General features: G+C 62.3%; 17 protein-coding genes. 6 read left to right on the plus strand and 11 right to left on the minus strand.

Annotation, left to right across the window (positions count from 1 at the left end):
• Positions 1 to 7: 7 nt before the first annotated feature.
• Positions 8 to 2,284: a bifunctional SulP family inorganic anion transporter/carbonic anhydrase gene (locus tag CPI83_RS07340; RefSeq protein WP_020908762.1), complete on the plus strand. Its 2,277-nt coding sequence runs from the start codon at positions 8 to 10 to the stop codon at positions 2,282 to 2,284.
• A 5-nt stretch (positions 2,285 to 2,289) separates the two neighbouring features.
• Here CPI83_RS07340 and CPI83_RS07345 read toward each other — a convergent pair whose 3' ends face one another.
• From CPI83_RS07345 to CPI83_RS07355, 3 genes are read right to left on the minus strand one after another with little or no spacing between them, the layout of a single operon-like run.
• Complete coding sequence (locus CPI83_RS07345) at positions 2,290 to 3,633, minus strand: HAMP domain-containing sensor histidine kinase (RefSeq protein WP_020908761.1); 1,344 nt, start codon at positions 3,631 to 3,633, stop codon at positions 2,290 to 2,292.
• On the minus strand, positions 3,630 to 4,334 hold the full coding sequence (locus CPI83_RS07350) for a response regulator (protein ID WP_003939853.1): 705 nt from the start codon (positions 4,332 to 4,334) through the stop codon (positions 3,630 to 3,632). Before CPI83_RS07350 ends, CPI83_RS07345 begins: the two co-directional genes overlap by 4 nt.
• 40 nt (positions 4,335 to 4,374) lie before the next feature.
• Positions 4,375 to 4,950 carry a TetR/AcrR family transcriptional regulator gene (locus tag CPI83_RS07355; protein WP_020970464.1) on the minus strand — a complete coding sequence of 192 codons (576 nt, stop codon included), beginning with the start codon at positions 4,948 to 4,950 and terminating at the stop codon, positions 4,375 to 4,377.
• 89 nt (positions 4,951 to 5,039) lie between these two features.
• Between CPI83_RS07355 and CPI83_RS07360 the strand changes: the two genes are divergently transcribed.
• Positions 5,040 to 6,035, plus strand: a complete 996-nt coding sequence (locus CPI83_RS07360) for a hypothetical protein (RefSeq protein WP_097387021.1) — start codon at positions 5,040 to 5,042, stop codon at positions 6,033 to 6,035.
• Here CPI83_RS07360 and CPI83_RS07365 read toward each other — a convergent pair.
• The gene (locus tag CPI83_RS07365) at positions 6,032 to 6,409 is read right to left on the minus strand and encodes a DUF952 domain-containing protein (protein ID WP_020908758.1); all 378 of its coding nucleotides are present in this window, start codon (positions 6,407 to 6,409) and stop codon (positions 6,032 to 6,034) included. The two genes, CPI83_RS07360 and CPI83_RS07365, sit on opposite strands and share 4 nt — an antisense overlap.
• A gap of 76 nt (positions 6,410 to 6,485) precedes the next feature.
• Here CPI83_RS07365 and CPI83_RS07370 point away from each other — a divergent pair, with 76 nt between their 5' ends.
• Both CPI83_RS07370 and CPI83_RS07375 read left to right on the plus strand, forming a co-directional pair.
• Entirely contained in the window at positions 6,486 to 7,073 is a 588-nt protein-coding gene (locus tag CPI83_RS07370) for a TetR/AcrR family transcriptional regulator (protein ID WP_097387022.1), read from the plus strand.
• 10 nt (positions 7,074 to 7,083) lie between these two features.
• Positions 7,084 to 8,430 carry a deoxyribodipyrimidine photo-lyase gene (locus tag CPI83_RS07375; RefSeq protein WP_097387023.1) on the plus strand — a complete coding sequence of 449 codons (1,347 nt, stop codon included), beginning with the start codon at positions 7,084 to 7,086 and terminating at the stop codon, positions 8,428 to 8,430.
• Positions 8,431 to 8,434: 4 nt separating this feature from the next.
• Here CPI83_RS07375 and CPI83_RS07380 read toward each other — a convergent pair whose 3' ends face one another.
• The 3 genes from CPI83_RS07380 to CPI83_RS07390 all read right to left on the minus strand — a co-directional run bounded on the left by CPI83_RS07380 (position 8,435) and on the right by CPI83_RS07390 (position 10,779).
• Positions 8,435 to 8,803: a VOC family protein gene (locus CPI83_RS07380; protein WP_020970460.1), complete on the minus strand. Its 369-nt coding sequence runs from the start codon at positions 8,801 to 8,803 to the stop codon at positions 8,435 to 8,437.
• A 156-nt stretch (positions 8,804 to 8,959) separates the two neighbouring features.
• A complete protein-coding gene (locus tag CPI83_RS07385) occupies positions 8,960 to 9,406 on the minus strand; it encodes a hypothetical protein (protein ID WP_020970459.1) in 447 nt (148 codons plus the stop codon).
• Between the two features lie 134 nt (positions 9,407 to 9,540).
• Entirely contained in the window at positions 9,541 to 10,779 is a 1,239-nt protein-coding gene (locus CPI83_RS07390) for an MFS transporter (protein ID WP_046379047.1), read from the minus strand.
• A gap of 112 nt (positions 10,780 to 10,891) precedes the next feature.
• On the opposite strand from CPI83_RS07390, the gene CPI83_RS07395 reads away from it, so the two are divergent.
• On the plus strand, positions 10,892 to 11,482 hold the full coding sequence (locus tag CPI83_RS07395) for a TetR/AcrR family transcriptional regulator (protein WP_097387024.1): 591 nt from the start codon (positions 10,892 to 10,894) through the stop codon (positions 11,480 to 11,482).
• On the opposite strand, the gene CPI83_RS31395 is transcribed toward CPI83_RS07395, so the two are convergent.
• Both CPI83_RS31395 and CPI83_RS07405 read right to left on the minus strand, forming a co-directional pair.
• A complete protein-coding gene (locus CPI83_RS31395) occupies positions 11,440 to 11,667 on the minus strand; it encodes a GNAT family protein (RefSeq protein ID WP_343229956.1) in 228 nt (75 codons plus the stop codon). The two genes, CPI83_RS07395 and CPI83_RS31395, sit on opposite strands and share 43 nt — an antisense overlap.
• Before the next feature lie 12 nt (positions 11,668 to 11,679).
• The gene (locus CPI83_RS07405; protein WP_019744878.1) at positions 11,680 to 12,273 is read right to left on the minus strand and encodes a TetR/AcrR family transcriptional regulator; all 594 of its coding nucleotides are present in this window, start codon (positions 12,271 to 12,273) and stop codon (positions 11,680 to 11,682) included.
• Between the two features lie 87 nt (positions 12,274 to 12,360).
• On the opposite strand from CPI83_RS07405, the gene CPI83_RS07410 reads away from it, so the two are divergent.
• Positions 12,361 to 12,747: a DUF1304 domain-containing protein gene (locus tag CPI83_RS07410; protein WP_029255997.1), complete on the plus strand. Its 387-nt coding sequence runs from the start codon at positions 12,361 to 12,363 to the stop codon at positions 12,745 to 12,747.
• A 7-nt stretch (positions 12,748 to 12,754) separates the two neighbouring features.
• Here CPI83_RS07410 and CPI83_RS07415 read toward each other — a convergent pair whose 3' ends face one another.
• Both CPI83_RS07415 and CPI83_RS07420 read right to left on the minus strand, forming a co-directional pair.
• Entirely contained in the window at positions 12,755 to 13,264 is a 510-nt protein-coding gene (locus tag CPI83_RS07415; protein ID WP_223304422.1) for a hypothetical protein, read from the minus strand.
• Positions 13,265 to 13,565: 301 nt separating this feature from the next.
• Positions 13,566 to 14,411, minus strand: a complete 846-nt coding sequence (locus tag CPI83_RS07420; protein WP_029255996.1) for a mycofactocin-coupled SDR family oxidoreductase — start codon at positions 14,409 to 14,411, stop codon at positions 13,566 to 13,568.
• Between the last annotated feature and the right edge of the window lie 7 nt (positions 14,412 to 14,418).

The following is a 14,418-nucleotide window of genomic DNA, read 5'->3' on the forward strand; positions in this document are numbered from 1 at the left end:
GAGATCTATGTCGACGCAGTCCGTAGTGCACGCACAATCATCCGCAGACGAAGCCGTCGTGGGGGATTCGTCTCCGCCGGGTGGTGGAAGCCGGCGTTATCTCGAGCAACTGATCAGATACGACGTGCCGGCGTCGCTGGTCGTCTTCCTGGTGGCGCTTCCCCTGTCCTTGGGAATTGCTATCGCCTCCGGGGCACCGATCATGGCCGGTCTGATCGCCGCCATCGTCGGCGGAGTAGTGGCCGGAGCGGTGGGAGGTTCACCGCTGCAAGTCAGTGGTCCCGCAGCCGGCCTGACCGTGGTGGTCGCCGAACTGATCGGCAAGTTCGGGTGGAAAGTCACCTGCCTGATCACCGTCGGCGCCGGAATTCTGCAGATCGTGTTCGGGCTCAGCCGAATTGCCCGTGCGGCACTGGCTATTGCGCCGGTGGTGGTGCATGCGATGCTCGCCGGTATCGGCATCACCATTGCGCTACAACAGGTTCACGTGTTGTTGGGCGGAAGCTCGGCCAGTTCGGCGCTGGACAATCTACGGCAGTTGCCCGCACAGATCGGTGCCCTGCACGTCGAGGACTTGATGATCGGACTCGTTGTCATCGCCACTCTTCTCGGGTGGCGCTATCTCCCCGCGGGCGTCCGGAAGGTGCCTGCGGCATTGGTCGGCATCGTATTGGCAACTCTCGCTTCGCTCCTGCTGCCGATCGACGTCGAACGTATTGCTCTCGACGGATCTTTGTTGGACTCGATCGGACTTCCCGCTCTGCCGGACGGCCAGTGGCTCGGCGTCGCAACCGGCATCCTGACCATCGCCCTGATCGCCAGCGTCGAGAGTCTGCTCTCGGCCGTGGCTGTGGACAAGATGCACTCGGGCCCGCGCTCGAACTTCGATCGCGAGATGCTCGGCCAAGGTACTGCGAACATGGTGTCCGGGGCGATTGGCGGCCTGCCCGTCACGGGTGTGATCGTACGCAGCGCCACCAATGTCGAAGCCGGGGCGAAGTCCCGTGCGTCGTCGATCATGCACGGCCTGTGGATTCTGCTGTTCTCGGCTGCGCTCGCCGGGTTGGTGCAGCAGATTCCGAAGTCTGCGCTTGCCGGACTGTTGATCGTCATCGGCATTCAACTGGTCAAGCTGGCGCACATTCGGTTGGCGCGACGGACCGGTGATCTGTGGGTGTACGGCATCACGGTGGTCGGCGTCGTGTTCTTGAACCTGCTCGAGGGCGTGCTGATCGGATTGGCGTTGGCGATCGCCCTCCTGGTGTGGCGTGTCATCCGCGCATCGGTCACGGCAGAAGAGTTGGGTGACAAGGATTCCGGGAAGTGGCGGGTGCTGGTCGAAGGGTCGTGCACCTTCCTGGTGCTGCCCAAGCTCACCTCGGTACTCGCCGGCATCCCGCCGCGGTCCGACGTCACCGTCGAGTTGTCCGTCGACTTCCTCGACCATGCCGTCTTCGACGTCATCGAAGAGTGGGCGAGGCAGTACGAGTTGGCAGGTGGTTCGGTGATCATCGACGAAGTTGGCTCGGTGAGTATGGAGAGCGCGACCACCGGTCCGCCGAAGCGCGGCGCCGCAGTCACCGACCTGCGCGGATTGCTCGCTCCGTGGGGTAGTTGGCAACCACAGGCTTCGGGAAGGAATCTGAGCAGCCCGCCAGCCTTGCGACCCATTCTCGACGGGGTGTCCAACTATCATCGCCATCGCGCCGAAGCGATACGGCCGCACATGGATCAGTTGCGCGACGGCCAGAATCCCGACTCTCTTTTCCTTACCTGCGCAGATTCGCGAGTGGTGCCGAACATCATCACGAGCAGTGGCCCAGGTGACCTGTTCACTGTGCGCAACGTCGGAAACTTGGTTCCTGCCGGCGGCCGCGATACGTCGGTGGAAGCGGCACTGGCCTTCGGGATCGACGAGTTGGGTGTCAGTTCGGTGATCGTGTGCGGACACTCGGGCTGCGGCGCGATGCAGGCACTCCTGACGAACAGTTCGTCGGAAGCGGGAGTTGTCGGTGAGTGGTTGAGGCATGCGGAGACGAGCTTGCAGGCATATACGAGTGGCCATCCGGTGGCGCGTGCTGCGGCCGAGGCGGGTTTCTCGGAGGTCGATCAGCTCGGAATGGTCAATGTTGCAGTCCAATTGCAGACTCTGGAACGCCATCCTCTGGTCGGTCAGGCCCGTGTGGACGGTCGCCTGCGTATCGCCGGACTGTTCTTCGACATCGGCTCGGCTCGGGTCATCGAAGTGACAGCGTCAGGGATCGGCGAGTTGATCGAGACCTGAAGGGGCTATTCGGGTCCGGGCTGATCCCTGAGTTCGACCAGCAGGCGAGCCCCGCCGAGCGGACTGTCGTGAAATGTCGTACGTCCGCCGTGCAGGGCCGCCTGCTGCGCCACCAGTGCCAGGCCCAAACCGGAACCCGTCTTGCCTGCCGTCGATCCGCGAGTGAAGCGTTCGAAGACGCTCGAGCGTTCCTCGGCCGGTATTCCGCAACCGTTGTCGTCGATCGTGATCGTGACGGTGTCCGGTGAATCGACCGGGCGCGCGAGGGTGATGCGCACCGTGCTCGCGCCGCCGTGGCGGACTGCATTGGTGATCGCGTTGTCGAGGATCAACCGGATTCCACCGGGAAGGGCCCGGATGCAATAGGGGAGTGGGGAATCCACCGTGACGACACTGACATCGACGCTCGGGTGGTGGCGTCGTGCATCGTCGGCAGCGATGTCGCATACCTCGGTCAAATCGGTGTCCTTGAAGTCCTCAGCCGTCGACAACTCGCCCTTCGCCAGTCGCTCCAGGTCCCGGAGAGTCGATTCGACGCGGCCCTGTGCGCGGGCCAGATCTGTGAGGATCTCACGTCGCTGCTCGTGGTCGAGATCGTGAATGGACAACACTTCGATGTCGGTTCGCATCGCCGTCAACGGAGTTCGGAGTTCGTGAGCCGACGCGGAAGCAAAGTCCCGAGCGGCAGCAAGGGCCGAGTTGGTCGCGGCCTGTGCCCGGGCGACGTCGCTGAGCATCGATTCGGCTGCTGCGGCAAGCTCGTCCGCTTCACGGATGCCGGAAACCTCGGTGGCGAGATCGGGATCTCGCCTGGCGATCCGGCGGGTCAATTCCACGAGTGGGCGCACCGCCGGGCCACCGAACAACCATCCCAACGCGGCTGCGGCCGCTACGGCTCCGACGCCGAAGAACGCAACCTGACGCTGTTGGTCGACCGTGATGTCCCGCGCCTCGGCATAGGGAACCGCCAGCGAGACCAGGGCATTGATCCCGTCGGCCTCGGCGGTGTAAGCCCGGTACTTCGTACCGTCCACGTCGACGGTCGCTGAGCCGACCGGTAATTCGGGCAGTCGCGTCGGGGTACTGGATTTGACGGTTCCGTCGGTGTCGGAGCGGATGGTCACGGAGAACGCTCCGCCGTCTCCGAATGCGCCGAGAAAAGGTCCCGCTGTTGCCGCATTGGCCACGATGACCGTCGATGCCGTCTCCAAGCGACGGTCCAACTGCGCCAGATTGTTTCGTGCGATAGCCAATGCAACGACCACGCCGAGTGCGATGACGATGAACGTCGCCCCCAGTGCCGCGGCCGCGGCAACGCGAGTTCGTAGTGAGAAGCGGCGACGCTTCACGGGTTCTCCCGAAGCACGAACCCGACGCCGCGAACGGTATGCAGCAGACGAGGTGAACCGCCGGATTCGAACTTTCGACGCAGATAGCCGATGAAGACGTCCACGACGTTCGTGTCGGCCACGAAGTCGTAGCCCCACACGAGTTCGAGGAGACGTTCGCGAGTAAGCACGATGCCGGAATTGTGAGCGAGGACTTCGAGTAGCTCGAATTCGCGTTTGGTGAGCGGTACTTCCTTGCCGTCGACACGAACCCGGCGACCGGAGAGGTCGATGTCGAGGTTTCCGACGCGCAGGGTGTTCGTTCCCTCGGAGTGATCGCCGGCCGGAGTGTTGCTGCGACGGAGCATTGCGCGGATCCGGGCAACCAGTTCGGCGAGGACAAACGGTTTGACCATGTAGTCGTCTGCGCCGGATTCGAGCCCGGCGATGCGATCGTCGACCGAGTTGCGTGCGCTGAGCACGCAGATCGGGATTTCGTTGCCGGCGGCACGAAGCGCCGTCACCACGCCGGTGCCGTCGAGCACCGGCATGTTGATGTCGAGGACTACCGCGTCCGGTCGCTTGTCGGAGATCACTCGGAGCGCGTCGGCGCCGTCCACTGCCGTCAGTACGGTGAATCCCGAGAGCCGCAATCCGCGTTCGAGTGAGGTCAGGACGTCTGCGTCGTCGTCGACTACGAGGATTTTCGGTATCTCGGTCACAGCCCCATTGTGCCTTGCCTGGTACGTCGGGTTTCGCCGATCAGACCGGCAAGTCGGTACCGTCCGGACGCAAACCGGCCATGAACACCGCGACCAACCGCGGGACCAGGTTCGGCATGGCCTCGTCGGACAATTCGATTTGCGGGCGCGTCAGTTTGGCCAGAGCCATGACGAATTCGAGCGGTTGCAGATCGGCGCGAACCAGTCCGGCGCTCTGAGCGGCGCCGATCGTCGCGGTCATCTTCGATTTCGTCACCTCACGCACCGCCAGAACTTCGGGCGCCAGCTCGGTGAAACTGCGTTCCACCAGTGCAGGAATGAGCGCACCCAGGCGCAGTTCCACGAGGCGGTCCACCAGCGTGTGCCACGCGTTTGTGGGATCGGTGGACATTGCCGTGAGTGCGATGTCGGCAGCCTCGCGAACATCGGTCAGTGTTGCGACGGCGACGGCGGTCACGAGGTCCTCGCGCGTCGGAAAGTTCCGATACAGCGTGGCGATGCCCACTTTCGCGAGTTCTGCGACTGCGTCGAGGGGCGCGTCGTGCCCGCGCTCGGTGAACACCGCTCGTGCGGCGTCGACTATTGCGTTTCTGCGTTCACGTGCATCGGCTCGCACATTCACCTCCGGTATTGACAGTTCATCATAACCGGAGGAATATCTTCCACAAATAGTGGAGGAAAAACTTCCACTTAGGGAGGGTAGTTATGAACGCCGAAGTTGAAGCACGGGACCGCAAGAAGTTGGTGGCTGTGGTGTTGGGCTTGTCCGCCGTGATCGGGCTGATGCTGCTTGCCTTCGTACTGCCCTCGGTCAACAGTGGCCCGCACGAACTGAAGTTGGGCATCACCGGTCCAGCTCCGGCAACCGAACAGATCAGCACCTCGCTCGAGGCGAGTAAGCAAGGCGCCTTCGATACTCGAGAATTCGCTGACGCCGACGCCCTGCGTGACGCGATTCGGAATCGCGACGTGGTCGGCGGAATCGCCGTTGATGCCAACGGTCCTCACGTGTTGATCGCGACTGCAGGCGGAACCCCGATCGCCCAGACCCTGACCGGGGTGGCCAACGGCCTCTCGGAGGACTCGGGGGCAAAGGTGCCCGTCGAAGACGTTGTGCCGCTGACTGCGGACGACCCGACCGGTGCTGGGCTCACGGCATTGGCCTTGCCCTTGGTGTTCGGCGGAATCATGCCTGCTGTTGTTCTCGTGCAACTGTTTCCGCGGAGCATTGTCAAGCGAGTGTTGGGCGCTGCCGGCGTCGCGGTTGTCGCGGGTTTTGCACTGACTGCCATTCTGCAGTTCGGCACCAACAGTCTTGACGGAAACTACCTGCTCACCGCGCTCGCACTCACCATGGGCATGTCGGCCATCTCGCTGCCCATTCTGGGACTCGAATCCCTGCTCGGGATGAAGGGATTCGCGTTGGGTGCCGTCACGATGATGTTCATCGGAAACCCACTCTCGGGGATGGCGACAACTGCCGCGTGGTTGCCCGCAGGCTGGGGTGCATTGGGGCAGCTGCTCCCACCTGGCGCCGCAGGAGCATCCGTCCGTTCGATGGCGTTCTTCGACGGCCATGGCGCCGCCACGCCACTTCTGGTGCTGGTGTGCTGGATTGCCGTCGGGATCGCGCTGTGCGTCGCCGCCGGCCGGAAGAAGGCGTCGACCCCCGTGGTCGAACCCGAGGCTGCGCTGGTCTAGCCGGCGGGGCTTGCGTACGGGGTCAGGTCGGGAATCGGCCAGGCCCCGTCAACGCGTTCCACGACCAGTTCGACGACCACGGTGTCCTCGTCCATCGGTAGAGGCCGGAGGATTCGGGGCTTTCCCGCCTCCCATTCGACGTCGATGCCTGCGGAGGTCAGAGCGTCCTGGTCGATGACGGCGACGATCAGTGGCAACGTGAGGTCGCCGAACACCAGATCGAGCACCGAAGCGAGCGCGTTCGGGGTGGTTGCGCGAATGAATCCCGCCTCGTCGTAACTGATTCCGCGCGTCGAGACCTCGTACTCACCGAAACGCTTGCACGCTTCCCAGTCGTCGGCGATGGCGACGTGGACGAGTCGTTGTCCGGTCATGCAGTGCTCCTGTAGTGTTCGAAATAATGAAACGTCAACGTAGCATTAATTGAGTGGCACGGTAGTAGGGGACTTGATGGAGCAACCGCGCAGACGTGGGAGAACCAGCGACGCGGAGCGAGCTGATCGACGCAACGAGATTCTCGACGTTGCGGTCGACTCGTTTCGAGAAGTCGGGTTCGCTCGAACGACCATCGACGCCATTGCCACGGCGGCCGGCGTCGCCAAGCGCACCGTGTACAGCTATTTCGGCGACAAATCCGCAGTCTTCGCTGCTGCTGTTTCGCGTCAGCACGCGTATGTCGAGAACGCCGGTGGCGACCAGTCGGACCTGCTCGCCGCTGCAGTGGACATCGTCATCGCACTGCACAGCGAAAACTCGATTGCGCTGCACCGCATGATGATCGGCGAGGCCGTGCAGTTCCCGGAACTGGCCGCCGCGTTCTACGAATCCGGCCCGGCCAAGTCGATTGCCTTTCTGGAGAAGATATTGATCGATCAGCACGGCCAGAAGGCTGCGCTGTGCGCGGATCAGTTGTACACGTTGCTGCTCGGGGAGGAGCACCGGCAGCGACTGCTCGGGCTCGCTTCCGAACCGACAGCAGAACGAGCTGCGCAACTTGCAGCTCGTGCGGTGGGATGCGTTCTGGGATCTGATCGGTAGGCTCGACTGGGTGAGTAACTCTGTGGTCTGGTTTCGACGTGATCTGAGGGTAGGTGACCTTCCCACCCTGAGTGCAGCGTCGGATGCCGGCGGGCGGACGTTGGGTTTGTTCGTTCTCGACGAGAACCTGCTCGGACCGGCAGGCTCACCCCGTCAGGATCAACTGTTCGCCAACTTGACGGCGCTCGATCATCAACTCGACGGAAATCTGATGGTGGTTCGAGGTGATCCGGCGGACGTGGTGCCCCGTGTAGCGGAATCCGTTGGCGCCGAAGAAGTTCACATCAGTGCCGACTACGGACCCTACGGCCGACGGCGCGACGCGGCCGTGGCGGAGCAGGTGGAGTTGATCGCCACCGGATCTCCGTATGCCGTGGCGCCCGGACGCGTCACCAAGGCGGACGGTGATCCGTACAAGGTGTTCACACCGTACTTCCGTCAGTGGATGGAACACGGTTGGCGGGGCCCCGCGTCGACCGATGCGCAGACGGTCCGTTGGTTCGATCCGAGCGACAAGGAGGGTGGCCCGCGCCGGGTGAGTATCCCCGCGCCATCCGCCTCCGTCAGCGATTTCGTCGGTGAGGTCGGCGCCCTCGAACAGTGGAAAGAATACTGTGAGAACGATCTTGACCGGTACGACGACGAACGAAATCGGCCTGACCTCGACACCACGAGCCGGATGTCGATTCCGCTCAAGTACGGCACGATCCATCCGCGAACGATGTTGGCAGATCTCTCCAAGCGACTGGGCGACGGCGCTCAGGCTTACCGTCGCCAGTTGGCGTGGCGAGACTTCTACGCAGACATCCTGTTTCAACGCCCCGACAGCGCGCGGAAAAACTACGACGACAAGTTCGACCGTTTACGTCACGACGGTGGAGTGGACGCAGACGCCGCCTTCACGGCCTGGTGTGAGGGCAAGACCGGCTTCCCGATCGTGGATGCCGGCATGCGGCAACTCGCGGCTGAGAACTGGATGCATAATCGGGTGCGAATGATCGTCGCGTCTTTTCTGGTGAAGGACCTACATATTCCGTGGTGGCGTGGCGCACGGTTCTTCATGTCGCATCTGGTGGACGGTGACTTGGCCTCCAATCAGCACGGGTGGCAGTGGACTGCAGGGTCGGGCACAGATGCTTCGCCCTTCTTCCGCGTCTTCAACCCCATCACGCAGGGAGAGAAGTTCGATCCCGACGGCACATACGTCCGTCGGTGGGTTCCCGAACTCCGCGATGTTCCCGGGAAGGCCGTCCACTCGTTGAAGACGATGCGCCCGGTCGACTACCCGGACCCGATCGTCGATCACGCGCATGAGCGTGAGGAAGCCTTGCGCCGGTACGGCGAGATCAAGGGCTGAGTGCTCAGTGATCTGCGGGCGCTACGCGGAGGCGGTTTCCGTCCAGATCTGAAATGACGAATGTCAGACCGAAGACATCTTCGTTTGGCTCTTCGACTACCTCGACACCCTTGGCCACCCACTCGTCGTAGATCGCCCGAATTTCATTGCTCCCGCCGTCGACCAATATGCCGACTTCGAAATTGCGCGGAGTCGCGGGATCGAGGTCGCGGGACTTGCCGCTCCACAGTGCAAGGACCACGCCGCCGCCGAGGTCGAAGGTCATGTACCGAGGGCTGAGGACCTCAGGCTTCGCGTCGAACAATTCGCCGTAGAACGCTGCTGCGGAGGCGGCATCGCTGACGTAGATCAGAAACTGGTTGGGTAGTCGCACTGTGGTTTTCCCTCTCCCGTTGATGTTCGGGCCACCGGCAGCGGGGCGTGTGCCTGGTCGTGCGGGGCCGTGTTCAACACTTCCCGCGCGCCGGACGAATGTCCAAGAACGAGTGCGTCTGAGAGGCAGATGGATTACTTATGACGACTGCTGCAGTCACACCGCACTGAGGTGGTACCCGACGCTCAGGTTCGGGTAGTAGCCGTCGATGTAGCTCGAGATGAAGTAGTGATCAGGGTCGGTGGTGCGAGTTCCGTCGGTGTCGAACTGCGGATAGTCGTTGGCCATGAAGACGGCTTGTCCGCCGCCGGGAGTGGAATAGACGACGTCGACCGTCAGGCCGCGCGGGTCCTGGTTGTATGCCGTGACGATCTCGGTCTCGTGGGGCGCGAGCGACTGGCGTGGGCTCTGCATCCACTGTCCGTAGGGGTTGTCGGCGCCTTCGAGATGAATTGTCTGTTCGGTGTCGTTGCTGATCGTCATCGTGATGGTGTTGCCGGTCGTGGGAAGAGTTCCGGCACTGGCGATTCCGCTCAATCCCAAAGTGAGGGCGCCGGCGGCCAGAGCTGTGATTGCGGCAACTACGTAGCGTGGGTTCGTCATCGTCGGTGTCCTTTGTCCGGGTGAGCGTTCGGTTGGCTCTCTCGAAGACAACTATGTCGGAGTGGATCGATGTCGTATATCCACTTCCGGGACCCTGTGCAGGAGGAACGGTGTGTCCACCGATCGGGGGACACCTACTCCGACACGGAGACAGCTTCGACCTTTCGCTCGCCGGTGACCAGCAGTCCGATCAGTGCGGCGGCCGCGAGAACCATGACGAGTGCGCCGTAGCCACGCGTCGTATCCACCAACCCCACCTTGCCGACCAGGTAGCCGGCCAGCAATGCCGGAAGGCTGTTGGCCAGATACGCGATGACGTAGACGGTGGACAACAACCCCGCGCGTTCGTGGTTCTCGGCCAGCGGCATGACAGTGAGGATGGTTCCCTGGAATCCTGCTCCGAAGCCGATCCCGGCAACAGCCGTACCAACCAGAATCAATACTGCAGAGGATGTTTCAGCACCGATGAGTGTGACGGCCACCCCGAGCACCAAGGCGGTTGTTCCGATCAGCATCACGGTTCGGCCGCCGAGTTTGCGGAAGGTGAGCACCGCTGCGGCTCCGAATCCCGTCAGTGTTGCGACCATGATGGCACCGATGAGCGAGCTGTGAACGTCAAGTGCGTTGCGCGCCAGCGCCGGTCCGAGTGAGAGGTAGAAACCGCCCAGCGCCCAGACCGCGATCAGGCACGGTGCGGTGAGCGCAATCATGGTTCGGGCCTCGCGAGGAACAGCAAGGGTGGGGCGTAGCGACTGCCAGGCTCCGGGGCGTCCGCCCGAAGTCTCGGGAGCGGCCCAAACCCCGAGGATCTCGAGGACGACGAGTACGAGAAGGACCAGGTAGACAGTGCTGGTTGGCCTGGGCAGGTGCTCGCTGATGAGACTCGAACCCACGGCTCCGACGGCAAGCCCCACTGTCGGAGCAACGCTGTTGATAATCGATCCGCGTCCCGGAGTGCGTTCGAGGTCGATCAACGCCGAACCCAAAGCGCTGATTGCAGCGCCGGTGGCAACACCCTGCACGACCCGGGCAATCAGCAGAATGGTCAAACCATCGGCGGAGGCGAACAGGGCGAGCGAGACCGCCTCCAAGGCGAGCGCTCCGAGCAGGACCGGTCGCCTGCCGATGTGATCGGACAGGGATCCGGCGGTCAAGAGCGTGGCGAGCAATGCGAGAGCGTAGATGCCGAACACGAGCGTCGACGCGAGCGAGGAGAATCCCCACAACTGTTGATAGTGCTCGTACAACGGTGTCGGGGTCGCGGAGGCGCCCAGGAACGTAGCGATGATGACGGCGATGAGTGTGAAAGCGACGCCTCGCCCCAAGCGTGGGCGTGAAGTGCTCTCGGTCGGTGGTGAAATGGTCGTTGTCATTGTCGTAGCGCTTCCCGTGCGGGTGGTGAAGACTTCAAACGCAAATACTTTGCGTTTGGGACGCTACGCCTGGCCGTAGCCTAATGCAACATCTTTGCGTTAGTATTGATTTATGAGTCCGTCCGCAGGTCCGCGCCCCGGTGGCCGCAGTGCGCGCATCCAACAGGCAGTGCATGCGTCGGCGCGCAAGTTGTTGGAACAGCGTGATCGGGCAGAGATCACGGTGCCGATGATCGCAACCGATGCGGGTGTGACCCCGTCGACCATCTATCGGCGGTGGGGCGACATCAACGAAGTCTTTGCCGATGTCTCGATCGAGAGATTGCGACCGGACGCCGACCCGCGTGAAACGGGTTCGCTCCGAGGGGATCTGACGATCTGGGCGCAGGACTATCTGGAGGAGATGTCTGCACCCGTCGGTCGCGCATCGCTGCGAGATGTGCTGATGAGCGACGACCAGACGCACGCACCGGACGGCACGAAGAAGTTCAAGTGCGCCTTTTTCTGTCGGACACAGATCGACGTGATACTAGCTCGTTGGCCGGAAGCTGCTGACGTGGATGGTGATTCGGTAGTGGACCACGTGGTGGCACCGATCATCTACCGAATTCTGTTCGACCTCGAACCGGTCGCGCCGCAGCGAGTTGCGGAATTGGTGGATCAGACACTTGCGCTCGCGGCGTGGGTCGGTGCCGAAGGCTGATCGCTACGTAGTCGGGCGTGGACATGCATGTCGTGCCAGCCGTCGGCGTGCCTGGCGGAGCCTCGTCGAACACCTTCTTCGCTGAAGCCTGCTTTGGTGGCGACTCGGCACGATCGTGGGTTGTGGATCGAGTGCTCGAGTTCCAAGCGATGAAACCCTACTTCGCGGAATGCCCACTCGGACAGTGCGGTTACGGCCTACGCGTTCCGGCTCTGCCACTCTGCGTTCAGGCGGCGCGCAGATTCCAGAGTTGCGATCGCCTCTTCGGTGTCAACTCGCGCGAGGACCAGTGCACTTACTGTGCAGGAGAGAAGGATTCGAGTGCGGTCTGAGAGCGTGGCGTCTGTCTCGGTCGGAAATGTGGCTTGTAGCCCGCTGCGAATTGCAACGGCAAGTTCTTGCCGATAGGCGCGGATCACGGCTGCCACCGCATCGTCGTGCGCGCCGAGTCCGGCAGCCGTATTGAGAAGTAGGCAACCGCGCCGAGGCGAGTCGGCGGTCATGGTGCCGATCGCGTGCTCAAGCGAGTAAAGGTAGTCGTCGACGGCGTCTGTCCCGGGATTTGTCGTGAGGCCGCGCAGACGTGGCCGGATGACATGTTCGAGGTACATCTGCACGGCGGCGTCGAACAATCCGCGCTTGTTGGTGAACGAGTTGTAGAGACTTGACCGACTCAGCCCCGTCGCGGATTCGAGGTCGCCGAGTGAGGCGCCTTCGTATCCGCGTGCCCAGAAAACGTCCAACGCGGCAGCGACCACGGCTGTTGTGTCGAATTCTTGTGATCTGCCCATCAAAGCCTCGCTCTTTCTGTATCGTTCGGTCCAGTATATATTGGACCGAACGATACAGAATTCACTCGAAGCAACAGGAGCTCACCGATGAACGTCGCCGGCTACATCTTCGCGGGACTGGCCGCAGCAGTGCACGTGTACATTTTTGTCCTCGAATCGATTCTCTGGACGGCCCCGAAGACCCGCGCCACGTTCGGCGTGAAGTCCGAGGAAGAGGCGATCACCACGCAGCCGCTCGCCTTCAACCAGGGCTTTTACAACCTTTTCCTGGCGATCGTGTCGGCGGTCGGCATCGTGATTGCGGCGACCGGCTCCGCGTCGGTCGGAATTGCCCTCGTCCTGGCAGGCACAGGATCGATGGTTGCCGCGGGACTGGTGCTGATTCTCTCGTCTCCCGACAAAGCCCGCGCAGCCGTCGTGCAGGTGCTTTTCCCAGCTATTGCCGTTGTTCTGCTGGTAATCCACCTGCTCTGAGTGGTCTCTATCCGCCGCCGAGCACCAGTGATTCGATCAACGCAAAAGCCCCGTTGAGTGCTCCACAATCGAAGGCTTCGGCCAGGGCGTATCCGATGACAAGTTCGTCGGTGCTCGGCGTGCTCGACCAGACTGCGTCGGTCTGTCTGGGATCGGATTCCTCGTTCTTGGAGAAGTGCCCGATCCGCAATCCGTCGCGGGTGAATGCACTGTTCGCGTCGTCGACTGGGGCGAAGTTCAAACTCACGCCGTCGACGAGTGCCGAGACAGAGTACGAGCGACGGGACAGAAACCCTTTGCCGACAGTGAGTTCGACTTCGTCGCCACCGACAGTGAAGAACAAGTCGGCGGCGGCGCGCGTTCCGATGGGTGTGCCTTCGCGGCGCGGGGCATCGACTCGACGCGTCAACAGAGCGTGTGAGTTGCCGTTTCGGACGTCGACGACCCCCGTGTCGACATCGAACGAGATCTCGACTTTTCCGTGAATCGGGTCCATTACGGCGTATTTGACCGTCACTGTGCCTACCCCCTGTAAGTGTGAACTCGGGTCCATAATACGTGGTGGGAGCGTTGTCCAGTATGCCCGAATCCAAAAAAATAGTGCCGAATGACGCGCGTTTGCGGCCAAATGCTTCTACGCTGGGTCTTGGGTTTGTTGCGCATCCCACAACGGTTTTTCCCACGCCAGACGAGGAGCGCCTATGAGGTTGTCGACTACTTGTTCTGTTGCTACGAAGGCTTGATCAAGCCGGAATTGCCTCTGCCGGATGGTGCTCGAGACCCATCCGGCAGAGGCAATTCTGCATCAGTTGGGGCCTTCAGCCGCCGGCGAATTTTTCCGAGGTGCCGAGATCGATCGGCAACGCAATGCCGGTGATCCCGCGCCCGGCCGGCCCCACCAGATAGAACACCGCATCCGCAATCACTTCGGGGTCGACCCATGGGTGGGGAAGCAGATTCAGCTTCGACATGATCGGAGCGGTATCGGCGAGGACAGGATTCTCCAAGTCTGGACGGAACGCACGAACCATCGGTTCGTTGTCGATCATCGTCGTTCGCACATTGCCCGGGTGTACAGAGTTGACCCGAATGTCCGCCCAGCCGAGTTCGTTGGCCAGAGACTTCGCCAACCCCCGAACGGCGTGCTTCGACGCGGAATAGTGTGCGATACCCGGCACGCCTCGAAGCCCGGCCATCGAGCTGATCAACACGACGGATCCACCTCGATTGCCGTTCATGATGTGCGGAATCGACACCTTGGTCGTCAACCAAACGCCGGTGACGTTGATGTCCATCAGCTCGCGGAACTCTTCGGCGCTCAGGTCCCAGGACAATTTCGCCGACGCCGCGATTCCCGCGTTGGCGATCACGATGTCCAGTCGGCCGAGCTTCTCGACTCCGGCGTCGACCGCTGATTTCAGGGCATCGAGGTCGCGAGTGTCCGCGACGGACGCGACGATGCGCCGGCCCTGAGCTTCGACCAGGGCGACGGTCTGGGCGAGGTCGGCTTCGGTGGCCATGTCGTACCCCGCTGTTGCGACCGGCGCGCACAGATCCACCGCGATGATGTCCGCGCCCTCGGACGCGAGCTTGACGGCATGTGCGCGCCCTTGACCGCGCGCCGCTCCGGTGATGAATGCGACCTGACCGTCCAAATTGCCCATCGAACTT

This window comes from Rhodococcus sp. H-CA8f (genome assembly GCF_002501585.1).
Lineage (GTDB): Bacteria > Actinomycetota > Actinomycetes > Mycobacteriales > Mycobacteriaceae > Rhodococcus_F > Rhodococcus_F erythropolis.

Coding starts and splice junctions, on each gene's coding strand:
- CPI83_RS07390 (WP_046379047.1), bottom strand. CDS start 10,779: ATGACAACGACCATTTCACCACCGACCGAGAGCACTTCACGCCCACGC.
- CPI83_RS07410 (WP_029255997.1), top strand. CDS start 12,361: ATGAACGTCGCCGGCTACATCTTCGCGGGACTGGCCGCAGCAGTGCAC.
- CPI83_RS07420 (WP_029255996.1), bottom strand. CDS start 14,411: ATGGGCAATTTGGACGGTCAGGTCGCATTCATCACCGGAGCGGCGCGC.
- CPI83_RS07405 (WP_019744878.1), bottom strand. CDS start 12,273: ATGGGCAGATCACAAGAATTCGACACAACAGCCGTGGTCGCTGCCGCG.
- CPI83_RS07360 (WP_097387021.1), top strand. CDS start 5,040: ATGAACGCCGAAGTTGAAGCACGGGACCGCAAGAAGTTGGTGGCTGTG.
- CPI83_RS07395 (WP_097387024.1), top strand. CDS start 10,892: ATGAGTCCGTCCGCAGGTCCGCGCCCCGGTGGCCGCAGTGCGCGCATC.
- CPI83_RS07365 (WP_020908758.1), bottom strand. CDS start 6,409: ATGACCGGACAACGACTCGTCCACGTCGCCATCGCCGACGACTGGGAA.
- CPI83_RS07385 (WP_020970459.1), bottom strand. CDS start 9,406: ATGACGAACCCACGCTACGTAGTTGCCGCAATCACAGCTCTGGCCGCC.
- CPI83_RS07370 (WP_097387022.1), top strand. CDS start 6,486: ATGGAGCAACCGCGCAGACGTGGGAGAACCAGCGACGCGGAGCGAGCT.
- CPI83_RS07340 (WP_020908762.1), top strand. CDS start 8: ATGTCGACGCAGTCCGTAGTGCACGCACAATCATCCGCAGACGAAGCC.